General features: G+C 66.1%; 23 protein-coding genes and 1 pseudogene. 4 read left to right on the top strand and 20 right to left on the bottom strand.

Going from position 1 to position 23,698, the window contains the following annotated elements; translation table 11 throughout:
* Nucleotides 1–19 precede the first annotated feature (19 nt).
* Nucleotides 20–1,354 carry an ATP-dependent protease ATPase subunit HslU gene (gene hslU / locus TVD_RS13635; RefSeq protein WP_018144939.1) on the top strand — a complete coding sequence of 445 codons (1,335 nt, stop codon included), beginning with the start codon at nucleotides 20–22 and terminating at the stop codon, nucleotides 1,352–1,354.
* 56 nt (nucleotides 1,355–1,410) lie between these two features.
* On the opposite strand, the pseudogene TVD_RS13630 reads toward hslU, so the two are convergent.
* Nucleotides 1,411–2,316: pseudogene (locus TVD_RS13630) on the bottom strand (lysophospholipid acyltransferase family protein); the annotation flags it as partial.
* Nucleotides 2,291–3,103 carry a tRNA 2-thiocytidine(32) synthetase TtcA gene (locus TVD_RS13625; RefSeq protein ID WP_018938637.1) on the bottom strand — a complete coding sequence of 271 codons (813 nt, stop codon included), beginning with the start codon at nucleotides 3,101–3,103 and terminating at the stop codon, nucleotides 2,291–2,293. The gene TVD_RS13625 and the pseudogene TVD_RS13630, both read right to left, overlap by 26 nt.
* Nucleotides 3,104–3,332: 229 nt before the next feature.
* Here TVD_RS13625 and TVD_RS13620 point away from each other — a divergent pair, with 229 nt between their 5' ends.
* From TVD_RS13620 to dtd, 3 genes are all read left to right on the top strand, one after another.
* The gene (locus TVD_RS13620; protein ID WP_047251860.1) at nucleotides 3,333–3,644 is read left to right on the top strand and encodes a hypothetical protein; all 312 of its coding nucleotides are present in this window, start codon (nucleotides 3,333–3,335) and stop codon (nucleotides 3,642–3,644) included.
* Between the two features lie 88 nt (nucleotides 3,645–3,732).
* Complete coding sequence (gene pip, locus TVD_RS13615) at nucleotides 3,733–4,719, top strand: prolyl aminopeptidase (protein WP_047251859.1); 987 nt, start codon at nucleotides 3,733–3,735, stop codon at nucleotides 4,717–4,719.
* Nucleotides 4,716–5,162, top strand: a complete 447-nt coding sequence (dtd, locus tag TVD_RS13610) for a D-aminoacyl-tRNA deacylase (RefSeq protein ID WP_018938634.1) — start codon at nucleotides 4,716–4,718, stop codon at nucleotides 5,160–5,162. The genes pip and dtd overlap by 4 nt, the downstream gene beginning before the upstream one ends.
* Before the next feature lie 307 nt (nucleotides 5,163–5,469).
* On the opposite strand, the gene TVD_RS13605 is transcribed toward dtd, so the two are convergent.
* From TVD_RS13605 to yidC, 18 genes are all read right to left on the bottom strand, one after another.
* Nucleotides 5,470–5,766, bottom strand: a complete 297-nt coding sequence (locus tag TVD_RS13605; protein ID WP_018144945.1) for a hypothetical protein — start codon at nucleotides 5,764–5,766, stop codon at nucleotides 5,470–5,472.
* Between the two features lie 103 nt (nucleotides 5,767–5,869).
* Nucleotides 5,870–7,720, bottom strand: a complete 1,851-nt coding sequence (glmS, locus tag TVD_RS13600; RefSeq protein WP_047251858.1) for a glutamine--fructose-6-phosphate transaminase (isomerizing) — start codon at nucleotides 7,718–7,720, stop codon at nucleotides 5,870–5,872.
* A 3-nt stretch (nucleotides 7,721–7,723) separates the two neighbouring features.
* Entirely contained in the window at nucleotides 7,724–9,058 is a 1,335-nt protein-coding gene (glmU, locus tag TVD_RS13595; protein WP_047251857.1) for a bifunctional UDP-N-acetylglucosamine diphosphorylase/glucosamine-1-phosphate N-acetyltransferase GlmU, read from the bottom strand.
* Between the two features lie 127 nt (nucleotides 9,059–9,185).
* Nucleotides 9,186–9,605 carry a F0F1 ATP synthase subunit epsilon gene (locus TVD_RS13590; protein ID WP_018144948.1) on the bottom strand — a complete coding sequence of 140 codons (420 nt, stop codon included), beginning with the start codon at nucleotides 9,603–9,605 and terminating at the stop codon, nucleotides 9,186–9,188.
* A 13-nt stretch (nucleotides 9,606–9,618) separates the two neighbouring features.
* Nucleotides 9,619–10,995, bottom strand: a complete 1,377-nt coding sequence (gene atpD / locus TVD_RS13585) for a F0F1 ATP synthase subunit beta (protein ID WP_047251856.1) — start codon at nucleotides 10,993–10,995, stop codon at nucleotides 9,619–9,621.
* A 58-nt stretch (nucleotides 10,996–11,053) separates the two neighbouring features.
* A complete protein-coding gene (gene atpG / locus TVD_RS13580) occupies nucleotides 11,054–11,914 on the bottom strand; it encodes a F0F1 ATP synthase subunit gamma (RefSeq protein ID WP_018168789.1) in 861 nt (286 codons plus the stop codon).
* A gap of 12 nt (nucleotides 11,915–11,926) precedes the next feature.
* A complete protein-coding gene (gene atpA, locus TVD_RS13575; RefSeq protein WP_018168790.1) occupies nucleotides 11,927–13,468 on the bottom strand; it encodes a F0F1 ATP synthase subunit alpha in 1,542 nt (513 codons plus the stop codon).
* Nucleotides 13,469–13,481: 13 nt separating this feature from the next.
* Nucleotides 13,482–14,018: a F0F1 ATP synthase subunit delta gene (locus TVD_RS13570; protein ID WP_047251855.1), complete on the bottom strand. Its 537-nt coding sequence runs from the start codon at nucleotides 14,016–14,018 to the stop codon at nucleotides 13,482–13,484.
* Nucleotides 14,019–14,027: 9 nt separating this feature from the next.
* Nucleotides 14,028–14,498 (bottom strand): F0F1 ATP synthase subunit B, encoded by a 471-nt coding sequence (locus TVD_RS13565; RefSeq protein WP_018144953.1) that lies wholly within the window; start codon nucleotides 14,496–14,498, stop codon nucleotides 14,028–14,030.
* 54 nt (nucleotides 14,499–14,552) lie between these two features.
* A complete protein-coding gene (atpE, locus tag TVD_RS13560; RefSeq protein WP_012983953.1) occupies nucleotides 14,553–14,789 on the bottom strand; it encodes a F0F1 ATP synthase subunit C in 237 nt (78 codons plus the stop codon).
* 53 nt (nucleotides 14,790–14,842) lie between these two features.
* Nucleotides 14,843–15,685 (bottom strand): F0F1 ATP synthase subunit A, encoded by an 843-nt coding sequence (gene atpB / locus TVD_RS13555; RefSeq protein WP_026182062.1) that lies wholly within the window; start codon nucleotides 15,683–15,685, stop codon nucleotides 14,843–14,845.
* 31 nt (nucleotides 15,686–15,716) lie between these two features.
* Nucleotides 15,717–16,103, bottom strand: a complete 387-nt coding sequence (locus TVD_RS13550; protein WP_018144955.1) for an ATP synthase subunit I — start codon at nucleotides 16,101–16,103, stop codon at nucleotides 15,717–15,719.
* Nucleotides 16,104–16,212: 109 nt separating this feature from the next.
* Complete coding sequence (locus tag TVD_RS13545; protein WP_047251854.1) at nucleotides 16,213–17,055, bottom strand: ParB/RepB/Spo0J family partition protein; 843 nt, start codon at nucleotides 17,053–17,055, stop codon at nucleotides 16,213–16,215.
* 46 nt (nucleotides 17,056–17,101) lie between these two features.
* Nucleotides 17,102–17,857 (bottom strand): ParA family protein, encoded by a 756-nt coding sequence (locus TVD_RS13540; protein ID WP_047251853.1) that lies wholly within the window; start codon nucleotides 17,855–17,857, stop codon nucleotides 17,102–17,104.
* Nucleotides 17,854–18,483, bottom strand: a complete 630-nt coding sequence (rsmG, locus tag TVD_RS13535; protein ID WP_018168794.1) for a 16S rRNA (guanine(527)-N(7))-methyltransferase RsmG — start codon at nucleotides 18,481–18,483, stop codon at nucleotides 17,854–17,856. Before rsmG ends, TVD_RS13540 begins: the two co-directional genes overlap by 4 nt.
* Nucleotides 18,473–20,347, bottom strand: coding sequence for a tRNA uridine-5-carboxymethylaminomethyl(34) synthesis enzyme MnmG (gene mnmG, locus TVD_RS13530; RefSeq protein WP_047251852.1), 1,875 nt, complete (start codon nucleotides 20,345–20,347; stop codon nucleotides 18,473–18,475). The genes rsmG and mnmG overlap by 11 nt, the downstream gene beginning before the upstream one ends.
* 322 nt (nucleotides 20,348–20,669) lie before the next feature.
* Nucleotides 20,670–21,986, bottom strand: coding sequence for a tRNA uridine-5-carboxymethylaminomethyl(34) synthesis GTPase MnmE (gene mnmE / locus TVD_RS13520; protein ID WP_047251850.1), 1,317 nt, complete (start codon nucleotides 21,984–21,986; stop codon nucleotides 20,670–20,672).
* Between the two features lie 6 nt (nucleotides 21,987–21,992).
* Nucleotides 21,993–23,693 (bottom strand): membrane protein insertase YidC, encoded by a 1,701-nt coding sequence (yidC, locus tag TVD_RS13515; RefSeq protein ID WP_038085732.1) that lies wholly within the window; start codon nucleotides 23,691–23,693, stop codon nucleotides 21,993–21,995.
* Nucleotides 23,694–23,698: the final 5 nt, after the last annotated feature.

Below are 23,698 nucleotides of genomic sequence, written 5' to 3'. Positions count from 1 at the left end.
CGACCAAGGCCCATTTGCCATGACCGACATGACCCCCCGCGAGATCGTCCAGGAACTGGACCGCTACATCATCGGCCAGGACGACGCCAAGCGCTCCGTCGCCGTTGCCCTGCGCAACCGGTGGCGCCGCCGCCAGCTGCCGCCGGAGCTGCAACCGGAGGTCACACCCAAGAACATCCTGATGATCGGCCCGACCGGTGTGGGCAAGACCGAGATCGCCCGGCGTCTGGCGAAGCTGGCCCACGCCCCGTTCATCAAGATCGAGGCGACCAAGTTCACCGAAGTCGGTTATGTCGGGCGCGATGTCGAGTCGATCATCCGCGATCTGGCCGAGGCCGCGGTGAAACAGCTGCGCGACGAGGCGATCAAGGAAAACCGCCTGAAGGCCGAGGACGCCGCCGAGGAGCGCATCCTGGATGCCCTGCTGCCAAGCCCGCGCAATGCCGGCTTCACCGAGTCCGAGCCGGACCACGGCAACAGCGAGACCCGCCAGAAGCTGCGCAAGCGCCTGCGCGAGGGGGACATGGACGAACGCGAGATCGACATCGAGGTCTCGCAGAACCCGCAGGGCGTGGAGATCATGACGCCCCCGGGCATGGAAGAGATGGCCAGCCAGCTGCAGTCGATGTTCCAGAACCTCGGCGGGCAGAAGACCCGCTCGCGGCGGCTGAAGATCGCCGAGGCGCGCAAGCTGCTGATCGAGGAAGAGGCCGCGCGCCTGGTCAATGAAGAAGAGCTGAAGCTGAAGGCGATCGAGCGCGTGGAACAAAGCGGCATCGTGTTCCTCGACGAGATCGACAAGGTCGCCAAGGGCAGCGAGAAGACCGGCGGTGGCGAGGTCTCCCGCGAGGGCGTGCAGCGCGACCTGCTGCCGCTGATCGAGGGCACCACCGTCTCCACCAAGCTGGGCATGGTGCGCACCGACCACATCCTGTTCATCGCCTCCGGCGCCTTCCACCTGTCCAAGCCGTCCGACCTGGTGCCGGAGCTGCAGGGCCGGCTGCCGATCCGTGTGGAGCTGGACGCCCTGTCGGCCGATGCCTTCGTGCGCATCCTGACCGAGCCCACCGCCTCGCTGACCGAGCAGTACACCGCGCTGATGAAGACCGAGGGCGTCGAGCTGCGCTTCGAGGAAGAGGGCGTGCGCCGTCTGGCCGAAATCGCCTTTGACGTGAACGCACGTACCGAGAATATCGGCGCCCGCCGTCTGCATACCGTGCTGGAGCGCCTGCTGCAGGACGTCGCCTACCGCGCCCCGGATGTCGAAGGCCCGGTGATCGTGGACCGCGCCTTCGTCGACGAACGCCTCGGCGACCTGGCGGAAGACGAGGACCTGTCCCGCTACATCCTCTGACGCGACCCGCTCAGCGGGTCAGCCATGCGCGGGGAGGTACCGCGCGGGAGGTTACTCGGGCGCCCCCGGCGATAGGGATCGGGCCAGCCCGCGGGCGGTGGGTTGAAGCGCTTGTAGGCCCAGTTGTACTGCTCGGGACAGCGCCGGACCAGGGTCTCCACATGGAGGTTGATCGCCGCGGCCGCCCGGGAAAAATCGCGATCGGCCACCTCCGGGCCGGCCACGACCTCGTGATAGCGATAGCCCCGCCCCCCGGGCAGACGCTCGGCAAACAGGAATACCACGTGATCCGCGCGCCCGCGCAGCAGGCGCGGGAGCAGGGTCATGGTCAGGGCCGGACGCCCGAAAAACGAGGCGTGCTGGCCCGAGGCGCCCTTGGGGCTCTGGTCCGGCAGGATGCCGATGATCTCGCCGCGGTCGCGGGCCTGTTGCAGGATGCGCAGGCCACTGCGATCAGCCGGGGCCAGCTCGGCCCCGGTGGAGGCACGGGCCTCGCGCACCCAGCGGTCCACCTCCGGGGTCTTGAACGGGCTGTACAGCGTGGCCATCGGCCCGTGGCAAGCGGCATGCAGTCCGGCGAATTCCCAGGAACCGAGATGCGGGGCGCACAGGAACAACGCCCGACCGGCGGAGCGCTCGCGCAGGCGCGCGTACTGCGGCGGCTGGACGGCCAGGGTCTCGAGGCTCTCCGGAGGCGACTGCCACAGCCAGGGGGACTCGGTCAGGGCGCGGCCCATCGCCATCAGGGAGCGCCGCCCCACCCGCCGCCGCCACGCCGGGTCCTTTTCCGGAAAGCACAGCGCCAGATTGATGCGGGTGATACGGGCCGCGCGGGTGGGCAGGTACCACACCAGCGCCCCGACCGTGCCGCCCAGGGCGTGGTTCACGCGCAGCGGGAGGCGCGCCAGCAGGCGCAGGCCCACCCCGATCAGGCGATCACGCAGATGCCGACGTCGGGCCATGTTCGGACACTGCGGGGTCGGTGGTTGCGGACGCGCTCGGCGGTGGATCGCGCGGAGGAATGCCACCCTCGGTCATCAGGGGCTTGAGGGTGGTACGCAGGTTACGGAACAGTCGCGGGTGCTGCGCCTCCTCCTGCGCCAGCAGCTGTTTCATGTGCTCGCGCTGGGTGGGCATGGCGAAGCAGGCGGGGCAGTTGTCGAGGATCACTGGGAGCCCCGCGGCGTCGGCAAAGTCGCGGGTCTGGCGTTCACGCACGTAGACCAGCGGGCGAATGACCCGCAGGTCGCCGGCGTCGATCGCGTAGTGGGCCTTCATGGTGCGCAGCTGGCCGCCATGGAAGGCGCTCATCATGAAGCTCTCCGCGAGATCATCGAGGTGCTGGCCCAGCGCCAGTACGTTGTAGCCGTGTTCGCGCGCGGTGCGATACATCAAGCCGCGCTTCATGCGCGAGCAGAAGGAGCAGAACGAGTCGTTGTCCATGTGCGCATCGGCCAGCTCGGCGATGGGCTCGGACACGAAGTGATAGGGGATGCCGTAGCTGCCCAGGTAATCCATCAGCCGCTGCGGCTCGAATCCCTCGATCTCGGGGTTGATCGTGACCGCCCCCACCTCGAAGCGCACCGGGGCCCGCCGAGCGAGGTTGTGCAGCAGCCACAGCAGGGTCAGCGAATCCTTGCCACCGGACAGGCCCACCAGGATGCGGTCGCCCTCGCGGACCATGTCGAAGTCGGCGATGGCGCGCCCGGCGAGGCGGCGAATCGAGGCGGGAACGGCGGGTGTCTCCATGGGCCCGCAACATAGGCCGGCGGTCGGCTGCACGCAAGCCCAACCCGCAATGCTGGCGCAGGATTTCGGTGCACACCGCGCCTCCCGTGCACCAGAGATGAACACCCGTCGCTCTCGCACAGGGCGGGGGTTGCGACCTGGGGGCACCGGGGCGGCGAATGGCGGGCGTCTCGCCGTGGCACCCCGCTTGCATGAAGACGGAGAAACCTACGCCCACCCGGGGGACCCGATGCACGACCGCAAGAGCCTCAGCCTGGCCGCCGAACTTCGGCGAAACCTGCGCGCCGAATTCCCCGCGGTAGCACGGCTGTCGGTCAGCGACCCGGACTTCATGGAGGCCATCCTTGATTACGCTGCCCGCTCGCAGTCGAGCATGGTCGAGGCGGCGGCGCTGACCCTGCGCAGTCAGCTGGAGGGAACGGGGTATCTACGAACACCCTCACCCGCGAAGACGCAACCAGAAGACGGGGCCCAAGGAGGACACCGGCCTGCGCACAAGCGGCGTGTCTATCGCGGGCGGGTAATCGAGGACCCGGAGTAGGGCCGGATCGGCGGTTGCGGGAAGAGCCCGAAGGGTTTCGCCCACGCTGCGTTTTGGCGACACTCGGGGTTTTGCCCGGAGGGCTTCCATGGACGCGCTGTATCCCGAGATCGAGCCCCACGGCATGGGGCGCCTGCAGGTTGGCGACGGCCACGAGCTGTACTTCGAGGAATGCGGCAATCCGGAGGGGATACCCGTCGTGTTTCTGCATGGCGGGCCCGGCTCGGGTTGCGAAAGCTGGCACCGCCGCTTCTACGATCCGGAACGCTACCGCATCGTGTTGTTCGACCAGCGCGGCTGCGGACGCTCGACCCCGCACGCAAGCCTCGAGGCGAACACGACCTGGCACGCGGTCGCGGACATCGAGCGCCTGCGCGAGCACCTGGGGGTCGAACGCTGGGTGGTATTTGGCGGGTCCTGGGGCTCGACCCTCGGGCTGGCGTATGCCCAGAAACACCCGGAGCGGGTCCTGGGCCTGGTGCTGCGCGGGATCTTCCTGTGCCGCCCGCAGGATATCCAATGGTTTTACCAGTCGGGCGCGGACCGGTTGTTTCCTGAGGCCTGGGCCGACTACGAGGCACAGATCCCGGATGGCGAGCGGGCGGACATGGTAGGTGCCTACTACCGGCGGCTGACCGCCGACGACCGGGCGGTGCGCGAGGCGGCGGCTCGGGCCTGGTCCGGCTGGGAGGGGCGCACTTCCTGCCTGATCCCGAACCACGACGTGATCGCGCACTTCGAGGAGCCGGATGTGGCCGTCAGCCTGGCCCGGTTGGAGTGCCACTACTTCATTCACGATACCTTCCTGGAACCCGACCAACTGCTGCGCGATGCCGGCCGGCTGCAGGGAATTCCCGGCACCATTGTGCACGGCCGCTACGACGTGGTGTGTCCGGTGAATCAGGCGGTGGCCCTGCACCAGGCCTGGCCACAGGCGCAGCTGGAGATCGTACCGGACGCCGGCCACTCGGCGGCGGAGCCGGGCATCGTGCGCCGACTGGTCGCAGCCACGGACCGACTGGCAGGGGAACTGTCCGGGCACATCGAGCCCGGCACTGGACGGGGGCAGGCGTGATCGCACTGATCCAGCGCGCAAGCGCGGCGCGGGTCACCATCGACGGGGAGGACGTCGGGGCGATCGGGAGCGGCCTGGTGGCTCTGGTGGCCGTGGAGCCGAACGATACAGAGGCGAGCGCGGAACGGATGCTCGACCGGCTATTGGGCTACCGGGTATTCGCGGACTCGGCGGGCCGAATGAACCGGAGCCTGGGCGAGACCGGTGGCGGGCTGCTGCTGGTGCCCCAGTTCACCCTGGCAGCCGATACGCGCAAGGGGATGCGACCGAGCTTTTCCGGATCGGCGAGCCCCGAGCATGGCGCAGCGCTGTTCGATTGGCTGGTACGGCGGGCAGGCCAACGCCATAAACCCGTGGCCAGCGGGCGTTTCGGGGCGGACATGCAGGTCAGTCTGACCAACGACGGCCCGGTGACCTTCTGGCTGGAGGCCAGGGGCCAGTAAGGGACGATCTCGTGGACACCCGCGATGAGGCTCAAGACGGGTGAAGCACAAAGGACACGGACAAAGGCCATGGTGACGCACATGGCCTGACCCTCTATTTGGGACCGACCCACGAAACTGGCCGGGGCCGGATGCACCGCTAGTTGCCGTTCATTTGATTGCCGGGCATGGCCACTGCCATGACGTGCACCTCAGTGGATGTCTGTCTGCCCCGTGTCCTCGGTGACGAACAAACACAGTTTCGCGACCCCAAACGAAAAGACCCGGCGCGAGGCCGGGTCCTGGCGGGTGATGATCCGTACGTGGATCAGGCCGCGCGGCGCAGGAACGGACGCTGGCCAGACTGGACCGCGCGACGGATGAAGTCGGCGCGGCCGGCCTCGCGCTGGTTCAGGTTGTCGGCGCATTTCGACGGCTCGTAGGCTGCGGCGGAGAGCATGACCTCCAGCTCGCACAGGTCGACCTTCGGCTCTGTGAGCTCGTCCGGGTTCGTATTCAGCTTGCGGCCGACTTCCCAGAACATGCGGGGGTTCCAAAGCTTGGTCTGGATTCGCGGGGACTGGAACAGGGTGACGCAGCGGTTGTTGAGCTCTTGCTGATCCATAAGGTGCTCCTGTGACAGGTTATTCAAGCGCACCAAAATCTAGCGAACCCGGGGCACGAATACAAGCGTTTCCTGATGGACTGAGCGGCTTGGACGCTGCCCACTATTCGACGGTCACCGATTTGGCGAGGTTGCGCGGCTGATCCACATCGGTGCCCTTCAGCACGGCCGTATGGTAAGCCAGCAACTGTAGCGGGACCGTGAACAGAACCGGGGCCAGCCAGGGGCTGAGCGCCTCGTTCTGCGGCAGACCGACCCAGGTGTCCTCGGGTTCAAGCGCCCGCGCGGCGTTGGATTCGCCAATGACGATCAGCTGCCCGCCCCGGGCCCGTACCTCCTGCAGGTTGCTGGAAAGTTTCTCCAGCTGGGCATCGTCCGGGGCGACGGCCACGACCGGCATCTCGGTATCCACGAGTGCCAACGGACCGTGTTTCAGCTCGCCGGAGGGGTAGGCCTCGGCGTGGATATAGGAGATTTCCTTTAGCTTCAGCGCGCCTTCCAGGGCAATCGGGAAATAGGCCCCACGCCCGAGAAACAGCGCATGCTGACGCTCCATGAGATCCTCGGCGATCCGCGCAATAGGCGTATCGAGCGCGAGGATACGGGCCACCTGATCGGGGAGACTGCGCAGGGCCGCGACCGCATCGGCCCGCGCGGCGGCGGGCATACGGGCGGCGCTGGCGACCTGACCCAGCAGCAGGACCAGGATGGCCAGGGCCGCCAGCTGGGTGGTAAACGCCTTGGTGGATGCGACACCGATCTCGGGTCCGGCATGGGTCATCAGGACCAGGTCGGCCGCCCGTGCCATCGTGCTCTCGGGCACGTTACAGATCGCCAGCCGCGCCAGGAACGGCTCGTCCTGGGACTGCCGCAGGACCGCCAGGGTATCGGCGGTCTCGCCGGACTGCGAGATCACCACCAGCAGGGTGCCCGGGGCGAGGACGTGGCGCCGGTAGCGATATTCGCTGGCGACTTCGACCCGCGCCGGAAGACCCAGATGCTCCTCGATCCAGTGCGCCGCGACCATGCCGGCGTGATAACTCGTTCCGCAGGCAACGATCTGGACGGCGGCGACATCGGCCAAGCGCTCGTCGCTGCCCGGTCCGAGGATGTTCTCGAGGATACCGGCTTCGCCCAGGCGCCCCGACAGGGTTTGTTCCAGGGCATGGGGTTGCTCGTAGATCTCCTTGAGCATGAAATGGCGGTACTCGCCCCGGTCCGCGATGCTCGCCTGGCAACGACTCTCGCGGATGCCGCGCTCGACGCGTTCTCCGGCGGCGTCGTGGATCTCGACGCCGTCGCGCGTGAGCCGGGCAATGTCGCCATCTTCCAGGTCGACGAAACGCTGGGTGACCGGAAGCAGCGCCTGCACGTCGGAGGCGGCGAAGGTCTCGCCAATGCCCAGGCCCAGCAGGACCGGGCTCCCGGAACGGGCAACAATCAATTCGTCGGGGAAGTCGGCAAACACCGCCGCGATCGCGTAGGCGCCTTGAAGTTCGGCACAGGCGCTGCGCATCGCATCCAGCGGCGACGAACCCAGTGCCATGGCCTGCTCAAGACGATGGGCAATCACCTCGCTGTCGGTCGCGGATACGCAGGGCCAGCCGGCGGCGTCGAGCCGGGAACGCAGGTCGCCGTGATTCTCGATGATGCCGTTATGCACGATGGCCACGCGGCCGTCGCGCGAACGGTGGGGATGGGCATTCTCTTCGGTCGGAGCCCCGTGCGTGGCCCAGCGCGTGTGGGCGATGCCCACCGGCCCCTCCAGCCCAGCGGCCTCGATCCGTTGCTCCAGGGCCGCAACCTTGCCGATGGCACGCAGGTCCGAAAGGGCACGGTCGTTGACCACGGCCACGCCAGCGGAGTCATAGCCCCGGTATTCCAGGCGATGCAGACCCTCGACCAGGACGGGGACCAGGTTTCGTTCGCCAATGCCTGCAACCAGACCGCACATCGATTACTTCTCCTTGTCGTTACCGCTCTTCTTCGGGCGCGGCCAGTCGCGAATCGTGCGGGCTCGGGCGCGAGTCAGCGCGAGAGCGCCCGCCTCGACGTCGTCGGACAGGGTTGACCCTGCGCCCACGGTCGCGTCGTCCCCGATGCGTATCGGAGCCACCAATGCCGTATTGGAGCCGATAAAGGCGCGCTCGCCGATCTCGGTGCGATGCTTTTTGGCGCCATCATAGTTGCACGTAATGGTGCCCGCGCCCAGATTGGCGCCAGCGCCAACCCGGGCGTCACCGACGTAGGTCAGGTGGTTCGCCTTGGCCCCGGCACCCAGGGTGGCATTCTTGATCTCGACGAAGTTGCCCACGCGCGCGCCGGTCCCCAGTTCGGTGCCGGGCCGCAGGCGGGCGAACGGTCCAATCCGCGCATCGGCATGAACCCGCACCCCCTCGAGGACACTATGCGCCGCGATCTGCGTGCCGGAACCGATGTCGCAGTCCCGCAGCACGCAACCGGGTCCAATATAAACATCGTCCGAGAGCGTCACCGTGCCCTCGATCACGACGTTCACATCGATCTGGCAGTCGCGCCCGAAGGTGAGAACACCGCGCACATCCAGGCGCGCGGGGTCGGCAAGGCCCAGACCCTCGCGCATCATCCCCGCACCAAGGGCTGCCTGGTACAGCCGTTCCTGAACCGCCAGTTGCTCGCGGTCATTCACCCCGAGCACTGCCGCGGCGTCGCCGCTTTCCACCACGCCGACGGCACATCCGTCGGCGCGGGCTGCCGCCACGACATCGGTCAGGTACCACTCGCGGGGTCCGGTCACCCGTGGCTCACAGGCGGCCAGCCATCGGCGCAGCTCACCCGCGGGGGCAGCCAGGACACCGGTATTGATCAGGTCCACGGCACGTTCCCGTGCACTGGCCTCCTTGTCCTCGACGATCCGCTCAAGTTGCCCCGACGAATCCAGAATCAAGCGCCCATAACCGCTCGGGTCGACGACCCGGGCGGCCAGCACGGTGACACCGTCGCCGTCCGCACAGGCCACCAGGTCGGCAATCGGGATGCGCGGGACATCGCCATAGGTCACCAGTACACGTGCGCCGTCCGGGATGGCTTCAAGGGCTCGAAACACCGCGTGGCCGGTCCCGCGGGGCTCCCCCTGGTCGACCCAGGTCAAGGCTTGCGGGGAGTCGGCGAACGCTGCCCGCACCCGCTTCTGTTCGTGACCGACCACCACGTGGCAGGCTGCGGCGTCCAGCGCCGCTACTCTTTCCAGGACATGGGCCAGCAGCGGACGGCCGGCGAGGGCTTGCAGGACTTTCGGATGGCGCGAGCGCATGCGCGTGCCCTTGCCGGCTGCAAGTACCGCGATGTGAAGGGGCTTGGATTCAGGCATGGGGACAATGATAAAGGGCCAACCGAGATGGTTGGCCCTTAGCGTAAGTCATCCGTCGCAGTTTGCCGGATTATTTCCGGCGCAGCTTCTGGATCATCTGCAGGCGTGCCGCCGCCTCGACCAGCTCGGCCTGGGCCTTGGCGTAGTCGAAATCGGCCTTGGAGTTGGCCAGTGCCTCCTCCGCACGTTTTTTCGCCTCGATGGCCTCGGCCTCGTCAAGATCCTTCGCACGCACCGCAGTGTCCGCCAGAACGGTCACATGGTACGGCTGCACCTCGAGGATGCCGCCGGACACGAACACCGGCTGCGGCTCCGCGCCTTCCTTTTCCAGGATGCGCAGTTCACCCGGATTCAGCCGGGCGAGCATCTGCGTATGCCCGGCATACACGCCGACCTCGCCCCCCTCGGCGGGTGCGGCGATCATCAGGGCCGTCCCGGAGTAGATCGACTCCTCCGCACTGACCACATCCACATGCATATTCATGGGCATAACGCCTTGCTCCTTAGCCGAGCTTCTCGGCCTTCTCGACAGCTTCTTCGATCGTGCCGACCATGTAGAAGGCCTGTTCCGGCAGGTGATCGTACTCGCCGTCCACGATGGCCTTGAACGCCCGGATGGTGTCCTTCAGGGAGACGTACTTGCCCGGTGCGCCGGTGAAGACTTCCGCAACGAAGAACGGCTGCGACAGGTAGCGCTGGATCTTTCGCGCACGGGCCACGGCCAGCTTGTCATCTTCCGACAGCTCGTCCATGCCGAGGATCGCGATGATGTCCTTCAGCTCCTTGTAGCGCTGCAGGGTGCCCTGCACGGCCCGCGCGGTGTCGTAGTGTTCCTGCCCGATGATCTGCGGATCCAGCTGACGCGAGGTCGAGTCCAGCGGGTCCACCGCCGGGTAGATGCCCAGCTCGGCGATCTGGCGGGACAGCACGACCGTGGCATCCAGGTGCGCGAAGGTGGTGGCGGGGGACGGGTCAGTCAAGTCATCCGCCGGCACGTAGACGGCCTGGATGGAGGTGATCGAGCCTTTCTTGGTCGAGGTGATGCGCTCCTGGAGCACACCCATCTCTTCCGCCAGGGTCGGCTGGTAGCCCACCGCGGAGGGCATACGACCCAGCAGCGCCGAGACCTCGGTACCGGCCAGGGTGTAACGGTAGATGTTGTCAATGAACATCAGCACGTCACGGCCTTCGTCACGGAAGAACTCGGCCATGGTCAGACCGGTCAGCGCTACGCGCAGACGGTTACCCGGCGGCTCGTTCATCTGGCCATAGACCAGGGCCACCTTGTCGAGGACGTTGGAGTCCTTCATCTCGTGGTAGAAGTCGTTGCCCTCACGAGTACGCTCCCCGACACCCGCAAACACCGAATAACCGGAGTGCTCGATCGCGATATTACGGATCAGCTCCATCATGTTAACGGTCTTGCCCACGCCGGCCCCACCAAACAGGCCGACCTTGCCGCCCTTCGCGAAGGGACACAGCAGGTCGATGACCTTGATGCCGGTTTCCAGCAGCTCGGTCGAGCCCGCCTGCTCGTCAAAGGTCGGGGCGGCGCGGTGGATCGACCAGGTCTCCTGGGCCTCCACAGCACCGGCGTTGTCCACCGGACGACCGAGGACATCCATCACCCGACCCAGGGTCCCCTTGCCGACCGGCACGGAGATCGGCTTGCCCGTGGCGGTAACCGCGGTCTGACGCTTCACGCCCTCGGTCGTGCCCATGGCAATGGTACGTACCACGCCGTCGCCCAGCTGCTGCTGGACTTCCAGGGTCAGACCGTTTTCCAGGGTCAGCGCGTCGTAGATCTTGGGCACTTCGCCGTGGGGGAATTCCACGTCCACGACGGCGCCGATGATTTCGACAATCTTTCCAGAACTCATTTGTTCATCCTCGTAAGTCGTAATTCGTGCCGAGTCGACCGATTCGTGCCGGTGGGCGCTAGACCGCAGCCGCGCCGCCGACGATCTCGGAGATCTCCTGGGTGATCGCAGCCTGGCGCGCCTTGTTGTAGACGAGCTGCAGGTCCTTGATCATCGTGCCGGCGTTGTCGGAGGCCGACTTCATCGCGACCATGCGTGCGGCCATCTCGCAGGCCACGTTCTCGACCACCGCCTGATAGATCAGGGACTCGACATAGCGCTCGAGCAGCGTATCCATCACCGGATGCGTGTCGGGCTCGTAGATGTAATCCCAGTGGTGCTTGAGCGATTCGTCGCGGCTAGGCGCCGTCGGCAGCAACTGCGTGGCCTGGGCCTGCTGCGTCATGGTGTTGACGAACTTGTTCTCGAGCAGCACCACGCGATCGACCTTGCCGTCGCGGAAGTTGTCCAGCACCACCTTGATCGAACCGATCAGGTCGTTGATGTGCGGACGGTCCCCGAGATCCTTGGACTCGGCCACGATGTTGCCGCCCAGGCGCTTGAAGAACTGCAGCGCCTTGCTCCCGATCACGCACAGATCGACCTCGACGCCCTCGTCGCGGTAGCGACGCATCTCGATCACGGCCTTCTTGAACAGGTTGGTGTTCAAGCCGCCGCAAAGACCACGGTCCGTCGACACGATGATCAGCGCGACGCGCTTGACCTCGCGTTCCACCATGAACGGATGCTTGTACTCCGCATTCGCCATCGCGACGTGACCGATCACGTCGTGGATCTTCTGTGCGTAAGGCCGGGACTCCTGCATGCGGTCCTGGGCCTTGCGCATCTTGGACGCGGCGACCATTTCCATCGCCTTGGTGATCTTCTGAGTATTCTTGATACTCTTGATCTGCGTCCGGATCTCCTTAGTGCCCGCCATTGCGTGCTCCCGTTACCAGCTGTGCTTGGCCTTGAACTCTTCCAGGGCGCTTTTCAGCTTTTCCTGAATGGAGTCGTTGTAGTCGCCAGTGCTGTTGATTTCGTCCAGGAGCTCCTTCTGGGAGGAACGCGCGTAGGCGATCAGTTCCTTCTCGAAGCTCACGATCTTGTCGGCCTCGACGTCGTCGAGGAAGCCTTCGTTCGCGGCGTACAGCGAAAAGGCCATCTCGCCGATGGACATCGGCTGGTACTGACCCTGCTTCATCAGCTCGGTCACGCGCTTACCGCGATCCAGCTGCTTGCGGGTCAGTTCGTCCAGATCGGAGGCAAACTGCGAGAACGCCGCCAGCTCACGATACTGCGCCAGCGCGAGACGCACGCCGCCACCCAGCTTCTTGATGATCTTGGTCTGGGCGGCACCACCGACTCGGGACACCGACAGACCGGCGTTGATCGCCGGGCGAATACCGGAATTGAACAGGTCGGTCTCGAGGAAGATCTGACCATCGGTGATCGAGATCACGTTGGTCGGAACGAACGCGGAGACGTCACCCGCCTGGGTCTCGATGATTGGCAATGCGGTCAGCGAACCGGTCTTGCCCTTCACCTCACCGTTGGTCTTCTCTTCGACGTACTCGGCGTTCACACGCGAGGCACGCTCCAGCAGACGCGAATGCAGGTAGAACACATCACCCGGGTAGGCCTCACGACCCGGCGGACGACGCAGGAGCAGGGATACCTGACGGTAGGCCCAGGCCTGTTTGGTGAGGTCATCGTAGACGATCAGCGCGTCTTCGCCGCGATCGCGGAAGTATTCGCCCATCGCGCAGCCGGCGTACGGGGCGATGAACTGCATCGCCGCCGACTCCGACGCATTGGCGGCCACGATGATGGTGTTCTGCATCGCGCCGGCTTCTTCCAGCTTGGACACCACGGAAGCGACCGAGGAGGCCTTCTGGCCAACCGCGACGTAGACGCACTTAACGCCGGAGTCCTTCTGGTTAATGATCGCATCGATCGCGACGGCGGTCTTGCCGGTCTGGCGGTCGCCGATGATCAGCTCGCGCTGGCCGCGACCGACCGGGACCATGGCGTCGATCGCCTTGATGCCGGACTGCAGCGGCTGGTCGACCGACTTGCGCTCGATAACACCGGGCGCGATCTTTTCGATCGGGCTGGTGATGTCGCTTTCGATCGGGCCCTTGCCGTCGATCGGACGACCCAGAGAATCGACTACCCGACCCAGCAGCGCCTCGCCAACCGGCACTTCGAGGATGCGGCCGGTGCACTTGACCGTCTGGCCCTCGGAGATGTGCTTGTAGTCGCCCAGGATCACGACACCCACAGAGTCGCGTTCAAGGTTAAGCGCCATGCCGAAGGTGTCGCCCGGGAACTCGAGCATCTCGCCCTGCATGACGTCACCGAGACCGTGGACGCGGGCGATACCGTCGGTCACGCTGACCACGGTGCCCTCGTTGGAGGCCTCGGACGAGGCATCGAATTTCTCGATGCGCTGTTTGATCAGATCACTGATCTCGGAGGGATTCAGTTGCATGTTAAATATCCTCTTAGCGACTCAAATTGGCAGCCAGGCGGTTCAGCTGGCCTCGCACGGAGCCGTCGATTACCAGGTCGCCGGCGCGGATGATGGCCCCTCCAAGAAGGGCGCTGTCGACCGAATGCTCGAGATCGACTTCGCAGCCCAGGCCCTTGGCCAGGGCGTCGTGGATCTCTTTCTCCTGCGCCTGGGTGAGCTTGCGAAAGGCGGTCACGTCGGCATGGACGCGGTGCTCGGCCGCGGCCTTCAATTCGGCAAAGGCATCGCTCACGGCGGGGAGGGCGGGCAGCCGGCCGTTTTCGGCCAGCAGGCGAACCAGGTTCCCCGCCTCGGGCCCCACCTTGTCACCGGCCACGTCGAGCACGAGCTGTGCCCGGTCCGGCCGCGGGACCCGCGGGTTGGAGAGGAGACTGTGCATCTGCGAATCGCGGGCGATCGCCGCCAGCAATTCGAGCTGCTCGGCCCAGCCGGCGAGATCCTTGGCCTCGCGGGCCCGCTCGAAAGCTGCGCGAGCGTAGGGTCGGGCGACCGAAATCAGGTCTGACATAACGTCTCCTTACAGCTTGGCCGAGAGCTTCTTGAGCAGATCGCCGTGCGCCTTGGCGTCGATTTCCTTGGCCAGGATCTGCTCGGCACCGGCAACCGCCAGCTCGGAGACCTGCTTGCGCAGCTCTTCCTTCGCGCGGTTGATCTCTTGCTCGATCTCGGCGTGCGCCGCCTGCTTGATGCGTTCGCCTTCTTCGTGGGCCGTGGACTTGCTTTCCTCAACCACGTCGTTGGCGCGCTTCTGCGCAGAGGCCACGATCTCGTTGGCCTGCTGCTTGGCCTCCTTGAGGACCTCGGTCGCACGCTCCTGGGCGAGCTCCTGCTCTTTCTCGCCACGTTCCGCGGCTGCCAGGCCGTCGGCAATTTTCTTGCGACGTTCTTCCAGGGCGGCGGACATGGGCGGCCAGACGTAGCGCATCGTGAACCACACGAAGACGCTGAACGCGAGCAGCTGGCCAATGATGGTCAGATTGATATTCATCCTGCTACCTCAGGTTGGACGAGTGGAGGGGACCTCGGGACTCGCTCAGCCTTATTAACCCAGGGCGAACAGGACGTACAGGCCGATACCCACGCCGATCATCGGCACGGCGTCAGTCAGACCCATCACGATGAAGAACTGGGTGCGCAGCATCGGGATCAGTTCCGGCTGACGCGCGGCGCCTTCCAGGAAGCGACCACCGAGGGTACCCACGCCGATGGCGGCGCCGACAGCGGCCAGACCCAGAAGCAGCGAGCCAGCCAGGACGATCAGAGCGTTAGCCATTTCCATTTTTGTATCTCCAGTCGAGTGTTGAAACAGTCAGTTGAGTAGGGAAGTCGAAATCAGTGGTCTTCGCTGTACGCCATGTCGAGATAGACGACGGTCAGCACCATGAAGATGAAGGCCTGCAGCGGTACCACCAGGATGTGGAAGATTGCCCAGCCCACGTGCAGCACACCACCGGCCAGACCCATGATCAGGCCCGCAGAGTACATGACACCGATCAGGATGAAGATCATCTCCGCGGCGTACAGGTTGCCGAACAGTCGCAGGGCGAGCGAGGCCGGCTTGGCCAGCAGGTTGATGAACTCCAGGACGAAGTTGATCACCCAGAAGAACGGCTTGATGTACACGATGTTGGTCTGGAACGGGATGCCCGTCAGTTCCTTGATGAAACCGACCGGGCCCTTGATCTTGAGCGAGTAGTAGATGATCAGGATGAACACACCGAGCGCCAGGCCCGCGGTCACGTTGATATCGGTAGTCGGCACGATCTTGAAGTAGGGGATGCCCAGCAGATAGGCGATGTGCGGGATCAGGTCGACCGGCACGAGGTCCATCAGGTTGAGCAGGAATATCCAGACGAAGATGGTCAGCGCGAGCGGCGCGACCATGTCGTTCTTGTGCTTGAACGAACCGCGGACGTTGTCGTTGACAAAGTCCATGAGCATCTCGACGAAGTTCTGCCAGCCGCCCGGGACGCCGGCGGTGACCTTCTTGGCCGCGGCGCGGAACGTGAGGACAAACAGCAGGCCGAGGGCGATCGACCACAACATGGAGTCGACGTGGATCGCCCAGAAGCCCATTTCGGCGGCTTCGGTGCTGGTGGTGGCGAAGCTCATCCCCTTCTCGGGGTGGAGTCCGAAGGTAAGATTCGTCAGATGGTGAGCAATGTGCTCTTCCATCGTGGGCAGTCCGCTTTCTGAAGCCATGCAGTTATCTCGTCATTGCTTGATCAGAAACCCGGTGCAGCCACCACAAGGGGGCCAGATGCACCAGGAGGAAGATGCCGAACAACGCCAGTAAATCCGGCTCGTCCAGGTAAGCGAACGCCACCCCGAATGCCACCGCGATGATTGCCAGTCGTCCCATCTGGGCGCCCATCATGCGGGCGGTCAGCGAGCCCACCTGATCGGAACGGTAGGCCCGAAACACAACAACCGCGGCCACGGCATTGCCGAGCGTCGCGGTGATGCCGCCCACCGCAGCCGAGATCGCCACGATCGGGGGGAACAGGGCCAGAAGCAGGCCCGACAGTATCAGCGTTAAGGCGAGCTGCAGACCTAGCGATTGTAAGGCGTGTCTGAAGCGTCGCGGTGTCATTCAGCGGATGGGCACACCCACCCCTCTCCCAAAAAGTGCGCGTAGTATAAGAGCGCCCTTCTACTGCGTCAAACGGCGTTCAGGGCCATCGGCCAGGCCGCTCAGAGAGTTACTGGATGTGGGCGAGGATGCCATCGAGCTCGTCGAGGCTGTTGTATTCGATGACCAGACGGCCTTTGCCCTGGCGGTTGTAGCGAACCTGGACCGCGGCGCCCAGCTGGTCGGAGAGACGGGTCTCCAGTTGCCGCACCTCGGGCGAGGGTCCGGCATCCTTCTTCGGCTCCGGGGTGGCGGCGAGGATCTTCTTGACCAGCTGCTCGGTCGCGCGCACCGAGAGCCCTCGCTTGACCACGGTCGCGGCCACCCCGGGCTGGTCGTCCAGGGGCACCGCCAGCAGGCAGCGGGCATGGCCCATCTCCAGACGCCCCTCGTTGACGTGGTCCTTCACCGTGTCGTGGAGTTCCAGCAGGCGCAGCAGGTTGGTGACCGCGGTGCGCGAGCGGCCGACCGCGTCGGCCGCGGCCTGGTGCGTCATCTCGAATTCGCCGATCAGGCGGCGGATGGCCTGCGCCTCTTCCAGCGGGTTCAGATCCTCGCGCTGGATGTTCTCGATCAGCGCCATCGCCGCGGCGGCCTGATCGGGGATGTCGCGGACCACCGCCGGAACGGTCTCCAGGCCCGCGATCTGGGCGGCACGCCAGCGGCGCTCGCCGGCAATCAGTTCATAGCCGTCGTCCAGGCGCCGCACCACCACCGGTTGCACGATGCCCTGGGCACGGATCGAGTCGGCCAGCTCCGCCAGCGCGGCCTCGGCCATGTGCACCCGGGGTTGATACTTGCCGCGCCGGATCTGCTCAACCGGGAGCTGCTCGAGGCTGTCGTTTTCGTCACCGCCGGCCTGGGCGCCGGAGAGCAGGGCATCCAGGCCTCGGCCCAATCCTCGTTTCGCCATGGTCGATCGTTCCTGCAGGCAGTCGGTAAGGGGGAACAGGCGGCGATCAGCGCCGCAGCATCTCGCCGGCCAGGGCCAGATAGGCCACCGCCCCGCGCGAGGAGGCATCATACAACAAGGCCGGCTGGCCAAAACTGGGGGCCTCCGCAAGACGGATGTTGCGCGGGATCACGGTACGGAACACGCGGTCCCCGAAGTGGCCGGTGAGCTGTTCGGAGACGTCGCCGGACAGGCGGTTGCGCGGATCGAACATGGTACGCAGCAAACCCGAGATGCGCAGCTTCGGATTGGGTCCGCGCTGGATGCTCTCGATCGTGCGCATCAGGGCGGTCAACCCCTCCAGTGCGTAATACTCGCACTGCATCGGGATGACCACGCCGTCGGCAGCGACCAGGCCATTGACGGTCAGGAGGTTCAGCGACGGCGGGCAATCGACCAGGATGTGATCGTAGCTTTCCCTGGCCGGTGCCAATGCCTCCTGCAGCCGGTATTCACGGCGCTCGGCCTCCATCAGCCGAACCTCGGCCACGGTCAGGTCGCCGTTGGCCGGCACCAGGTCATAGCCCGCCTCTACCCGATGAGCGGCCTCGGCAATGGTGGCCTGCCCCAACAGGACCTCGCAGGAGGTTGGATCGTCGGCGTGCTTGTCGACCCCGGAGCCGGTGGTCGCATTGCCCTGGGGGTCCATGTCCACCACCAGTACGCGCTTGCCCAGGCGGGCGAGCGAGGCGGCAAGGTTCACGCAGGTGGTGGTCTTGCCCACTCCGCCCTTCTGATTGGTGATGGCCAGCGTATCGGTCACGGGTCGGCTCTCTCGATAATGGCGATGTGCCGCTCGGCGGTCTCGCCGGGAATGGTAACCGGGTCCACGCTTCGGTACGACCACGGGGCCGGGAGCGGTTCGGCGACGACCGAGCGCTGACCCAGCATGGCCAGCACGCGGCCCCCCTCGGCCACCTGTGGCGCGACCCGCGAGACCATGTCGGCCGGGGCCTTGAACGCCCGCGCCAGCACCGTGGTATAGGGCGCGGAGGGCTGGAAATCCTCGATCCGTACATGCACGGCCTCGACCCCGGACAGCCGAGCGAGTCCGATCACGTTCCGCAGGAAGCGGATGCGCTTGGCTGCGCTGTCGAGCAGGCAGAATTCGCGTTCGCGCTCGGTGGCCGCGAGTACGAAACCAGGCAGTCCGGCGCCGGTCCCGACATCCAGCACCCGGTCCCCGTGAAGATACGGGCGCAACGTCAGGCTGTCGAGGATATGCCGGCGAATCCACTGCGCGGGGTCACGCACCGCGGTCAGGTTGTGCACGCGGTTCCAGCGCCCGAGCTGTTCCAGATAAATCGCCAGGGCCTCGATGGCCGGTGGGTCCAGCGCCCAGTCCCCGGCCACGGCGGCCAGGGCAGCGCGCCAGTCGTTACTCGCCACTGGCGCGCTGCTTCAGGTGCACGGCCAACGCCGACAGCGCGGCCGGGGTCACGCCCGGGATGCGCTGCGCCTGGGCCAGGGTATGGGGGCGGAATTCCGCCAGCTTCTGCCGGATCTCGTTCGACAGCCCGTGGACCCGGGCGTAGTCAAGGCTGTCCGGGAGGGCGGTCTGCTCGGCCTTCGCCTGGCGGTCGATCTCGGCCTGCTGGCGCTCAATGTAGCCGGCGTACTTGGCCTGGATCTCCGCCTGCTCGCGCACGTCGGGCGTACAGCCTGCATCCAGTTCGGGCAGCGCATGCATCAAGCCATCGTAATCGGCCTCGGGGCGGCGCAGCAGGTCGAGCAGCGTGGCATCCGGATCCGGCGCCTTGCCCAGCAACTCGATCAGGGCCGGGCGGTTTCGCTGGTCGCGGTCCGGGCGGGTTTGTCCGAGTCGGCTCATCTCGGTCTCGATGGCCGCGGCACGGGTCTCGAAGCGCGCCCAGCGGGCGTCGTCGACCAGCCCGTACTCGCGCCCGACCGGGGTCAGGCGCAGATCGGCGTTGTCCTCGCGCAGCAACAGCCGGTACTCGGCGCGCGAGGTGAACATGCGGTAGGGCTCCTGGGTGCCGCGGGTCACCAGGTCGTCGATCAGCACGCCGATGTAGGCCTCGGAGCGCTGCGGGATCAACGGCGCGGCGTCCTGCACCAGCCGCGCGGCGTTAAGCCCGGCGACCAGGCCCTGGGCGGCGGCCTCCTCGTAGCCGGTGGTGCCGTTGATCTGGCCGGCAAAGAACAGGTTGCCGAGCTCGCGCGTGGCCAGCGTCGGGCGCAGGCCGCGGGGATCGAAGTAGTCGTATTCGATGGCGTAGCCGGGGCGCGTGATGCGCGCGTTCTCGAACCCGGCAATGCTCCGCACCAAGGGGACCTGGATCGCATACGGCAGCGAGGTGGAGATCCCGTTGGGATACAGCTCGTGGGTGCCGAGGCCTTCCGGCTCGACAAAGACCTGGTGACTGGTCTTGTCGGCGAACCGCACCACCTTGTCCTCGATCGAGGGGCAATAGCGCGGGCCGGTGCTGTCGATCTGGCCGGAGTACATCGGCGCCTGGTCCAGGTTCGCCCGGATCAGATCGTGGGTCTTCTCGCTGGTGCGCGCGATATGGCAGGGGCGCTGCGCCGGGTGGTCGTCGATCGTGCCGATGAAGGAAAAGACCGGGCGCGGGTCATCGCCCGGCTGCGGCTCGAGCCGCGAGAAATCCACGCTGCGTCCGTCGATGCGTGGCGGTGTGCCGGTCTTGAGCCGCCCGACGGCAAAGGCCATCTCGCGCAGGCGCGCCGCCAGCCGCACACTCGGCGGATCGCCCGCGCGCCCGCCGGGCTGCTGGGTGAGCCCGGTGTGCATCTGACCATTGAGGAAGGTGCCCACGGTCAGCACCACGGCGCGGGCGCCGAACGCGATGCCGGCCTCGGTCACCACCCCGGTGACCCGATCGCCGGCCACGGTGATGTCAGCCACCGGCTGCTGAAAGATCTGCAGGTTCGGCTCGGCCTCGACGAACTGGCGGATGGCCTGGCGGTAGAGCTGCCGGTCGGACTGGGCGCGGGTGGCGCGCACGGCCGGGCCCTTGCGTCGGTTGAGGATGCGGAAATGGATGCCGGCGGCATCGGCAGCGCGGCCCATGACGCCCCCCAGGGCATCGATCTCCTTGACCAGGTGGCCCTTGCCGATCCCCCCGATGGCCGGGTTGCAGCTCATCTGGCCGATGGTCTCGATGTTGTGGGTCAGCAGCAGTGTGCGCGCACCGCTGCGCGCCGCGGCCAGCGCGGCCTCGGTGCCGGCGTGCCCGCCGCCAATCACGATGACATCAAAGGAGTTCGCCATGGTCCTGCTATCCCGGCCGACGGTCCGGCCTGTGAGTGCAATTCGCGCCGCTTACGGTCCGGGCACGAAAATCGGAATTCTAGCAGGGAGTTACGCGAGCGCGAAGCGGCCCCCGGGCCAAATGGTTTTCCGGGTGCGCAGCGCGGACCTGTTTGCCTGGTTCGTTGCGCCGCGGCGGCTTCGGCCGTGATGGGCAGCAGAGGCCGCATCCAGCGCCTCCCGTCATTGCGAGCAAAGCGAAGTAATCTCCGGAAGCTGGCATGACGTCGGGCCGCGAAATCCGGTGGTCGCGGCCCCTTTCGGGGCCTCGCAATGACGGGGACTACTTGCCGATGCAGAAGCCGGCGAAGATCTCGCCCAGCAGGGCCTCGTGGTCCTGGCGACCGAGGAGCGCGTCCAGGGCGCGTTCGGCCAGACGCAACTCCTCGGCGATCAGGTCCGGGGGCGCGGCGGCGTCGATCGCGGCGAGATGCGTGGCCGTCGTACGCAGGCCGTCCAGATGACGCGCGCGCACGCTGAAGCGTTGCTGGCCACCCTCGCTCACGCCCAGGCGCTCGACGATCGCCTGTTTGAGCGCGTCGACCCCTGCCCCGGTCCGTGCAGAGATCCTGAGCCCGTGGTCCGCTCGGGTGGAGTCGGCGACGCAGTCCATCTTGTTCCAGACGGTCAGTCGCGGGATTTCCGCCGGGGCCGCCAAGTCGGGGGCCGCATCCGGACGCGTGAGATCGCGCAGCTCCAGGATCAAGTCAGCCCCGGTGGCCGCCTCCCGCGCCCGCTCCATGCCGATCTTCTCCACCGGATCCTCGCTCGCGTGCAGCCCGGCGGTGTCGATCAGTTCGACCGGTATCCCGTGGATCGCAATCGGCGAACGCAGGACGTCGCGAGTGGTCCCGGGGCGATCGGTGACAATCGCGACCTCGCTCTCGGCCAAACGGTTCATCAAGCTGGACTTGCCGACATTCGGGGCGCCGACCAGGGCCAGGCGCAAGCCCTGGGCAAAGTAACGCGCCGGACGCAGCCGTTCGAGGAGTTCGCGGATGGTCGTGTGGAGGGTGTCGGCACGGCGTGCGATATCGGCGGCAGCCTCCGACTCGAGATCGGTCTCGCCGAAGTCGATCTCCGCCTCGATGATCACACGCAGGTCGCGGATCGCGCGCGAGACCGGTTCGAGTTCGGTCGCCAGGGCGCCGTCCAGGCTGGATCGCGCGAGCCTGGCGGCCTGCTCAGTCTGGGCGTGGATCAAATCGGCCACCGCCTCCGCCTGCGCCAGGTCGAGACGGCCGTTGAGGAAGGCCTGTTCGGTGAACTCCCCCGGTCGGGCACGACGCGCGCCGAGATCCACCGCGGCGGCGACGATCGCCTCCAGCAAGACCGGGCTGCCGTGGCCCTGCAGCTCGATCACGTCCTCACCGGTGTAGGAGTGCGGGCCCGGGAAGGACAGGATCAGACCGTCGTCCAGCGACTCGCCAGTCGCCGGATCAATGAAGCTGCCGTAGTGGGCGTGGCGTGGAAGCAGCTGCGCGCGTCGGGTCAGGCGCCGCGCGATGGGCAGGGCCTGGGGACCCGATAGACGGACCACACCGATACCGCCGACCCCCGGCGGGGTGGCGACCGCGACGATGGTGTCCGTCACGGTCACGGAGCGTCAGCTCTTCTGCTTGTCCGGGTCCTCGCCGCTCTCGATCTTGCGCGTGATGTACCACTGCTGGGCGATGGAGAACAGGTTGTTGGTGAACCAGTACAGCACCAGACCCGCCGGGAAGAAGGCGAAGAACACGGTGAACACGAACGGCAGCGCCATGAAGATCTTCTGCTGCACCGGGTCCATCGGCGGCGGGTTCAGCTTGTACTGCACGAACATCGACACGCCCATCAGGATCGGCAGGATGAAGTACGGATCGCGCGAGGACAGATCCTGCACCCACAGCCACCAGGGCGCCTGGCGCAGTTCGACACTCTCCAGCAGCACCCAGTACAGGGCGATGAACACCGGAATTTGCACCAGGATCGGGAGACAGCCACCCAGCGGGTTGATCTTCTCCTTCTTGTACAGGTCCATGAGCGCCTGGTTCATGCGCTGCTTGTCGTCCTTGTAGCGTTCCTTCAGGGCCTGCAGCTTGGGCGCGACCTTGCGCATGCGCGCCATGGAACGGTAGCTGGTCGCGGACAGCTTGAAGAAGGCCAGCTTGATCAGGATGGTCAGGATGACGATCGACCAACCCCAGTTGCCCACGAAGGCGTGGATCTTGTCCAGCAGCCAGAACAACGGCTTGGACAGGAACGTGAAGATGCCGTAGTCGGCCGTAAGCTCCAGCCCCTGGGCGATCTCGGAGAGCTCTGACTGGAGCTTGGGGCCGACCCACAAGCGGGTGGAGAACTCACCGCTGTTCCCCGCTGCGATCTGGCGCGATTCGGAGTGCAGACCAATCAGATACTCGTCACCCAGATCGCTGGGCACGGCACGGGCGTACAGCGCATTGACCTCGTCCTCACCCGGGACCCAGGTGGAAACGAAGTAGTGCTGAATCATCGCGATCCAGCCACCCTGGATGCGTGCCTGGATGGGGTCGTCGCGGAACGATTCGAAGCTTTCGCGTTGGTAGCTGCCATCGAAATAGGCTGCTCCGGTGAAGGTGTACAGCCACCAGGACTCCCGATCCGGCGTCGGCCCGTGGCGGAGCTGTCGGTACTGGCGACCGCTCCAGGTGGAATCGGACCGGTTGTGGACCTCGTAGTCCAGCTCGATCAGATGCGAGCCACGGGTAAAGGTGTAGGTCTTGGTGACCTCGATTTCGCCATCGTCGGAGACCCAGCGCAGCGGGACCTCGAGCTGTTCCTGCCCGTCGGCGAGCTCGAAGCGGTCCTGGTCTACCTGGAAATTGGCGTGGTGCGACGGTGCGCGCCCCTCCATCGACTGGTCGTTCACCCGGTCGTGGGTCAGACCACTCTGGGCGACATAGCCGCGCACGCGATGGTCGAACAGGCGGACCGGCACCAGCGGATCGTCCTGCAGGTCCCGTGGATACTGCAGCAGGTCGGCGCGCAGCAGCGTGCCCCCGCGGGTGTCAATCAGGATCTCGTGGGTATCGGTACGCACGGTGATCTGCTGACGGTCCGGCTCCTGCAGGGTGCTCACTTGCGGGGCGTCTGCCGCCCGCGTGTCCGGTTCCGACTCGAATTGCGGCGCATCCGGCACGTCCTCCGGACGGGCATCGGGGTCCTCCGCGGCGCGCTCGGCGGCGGTGTCCGGCTGGGATGTGCTGCCGTAATCCTGGTTCCAGGCCTGCCACATCAGGAACAGGACAAAGGCCAGGGTCAGCCACAATAGGGGGCGAAGGTTATCCATGAGCG

Origin of the sequence: Thioalkalivibrio versutus, from assembly GCF_001020955.1 — a bacterium.
Taxonomy (GTDB): Bacteria; Pseudomonadota; Gammaproteobacteria; order Ectothiorhodospirales; family Ectothiorhodospiraceae; genus Thioalkalivibrio; species Thioalkalivibrio versutus.
The sequence above is the reverse complement of the archived record's forward strand: the minus strand, read 5'-3'. Positions and strand labels throughout refer to the sequence as shown.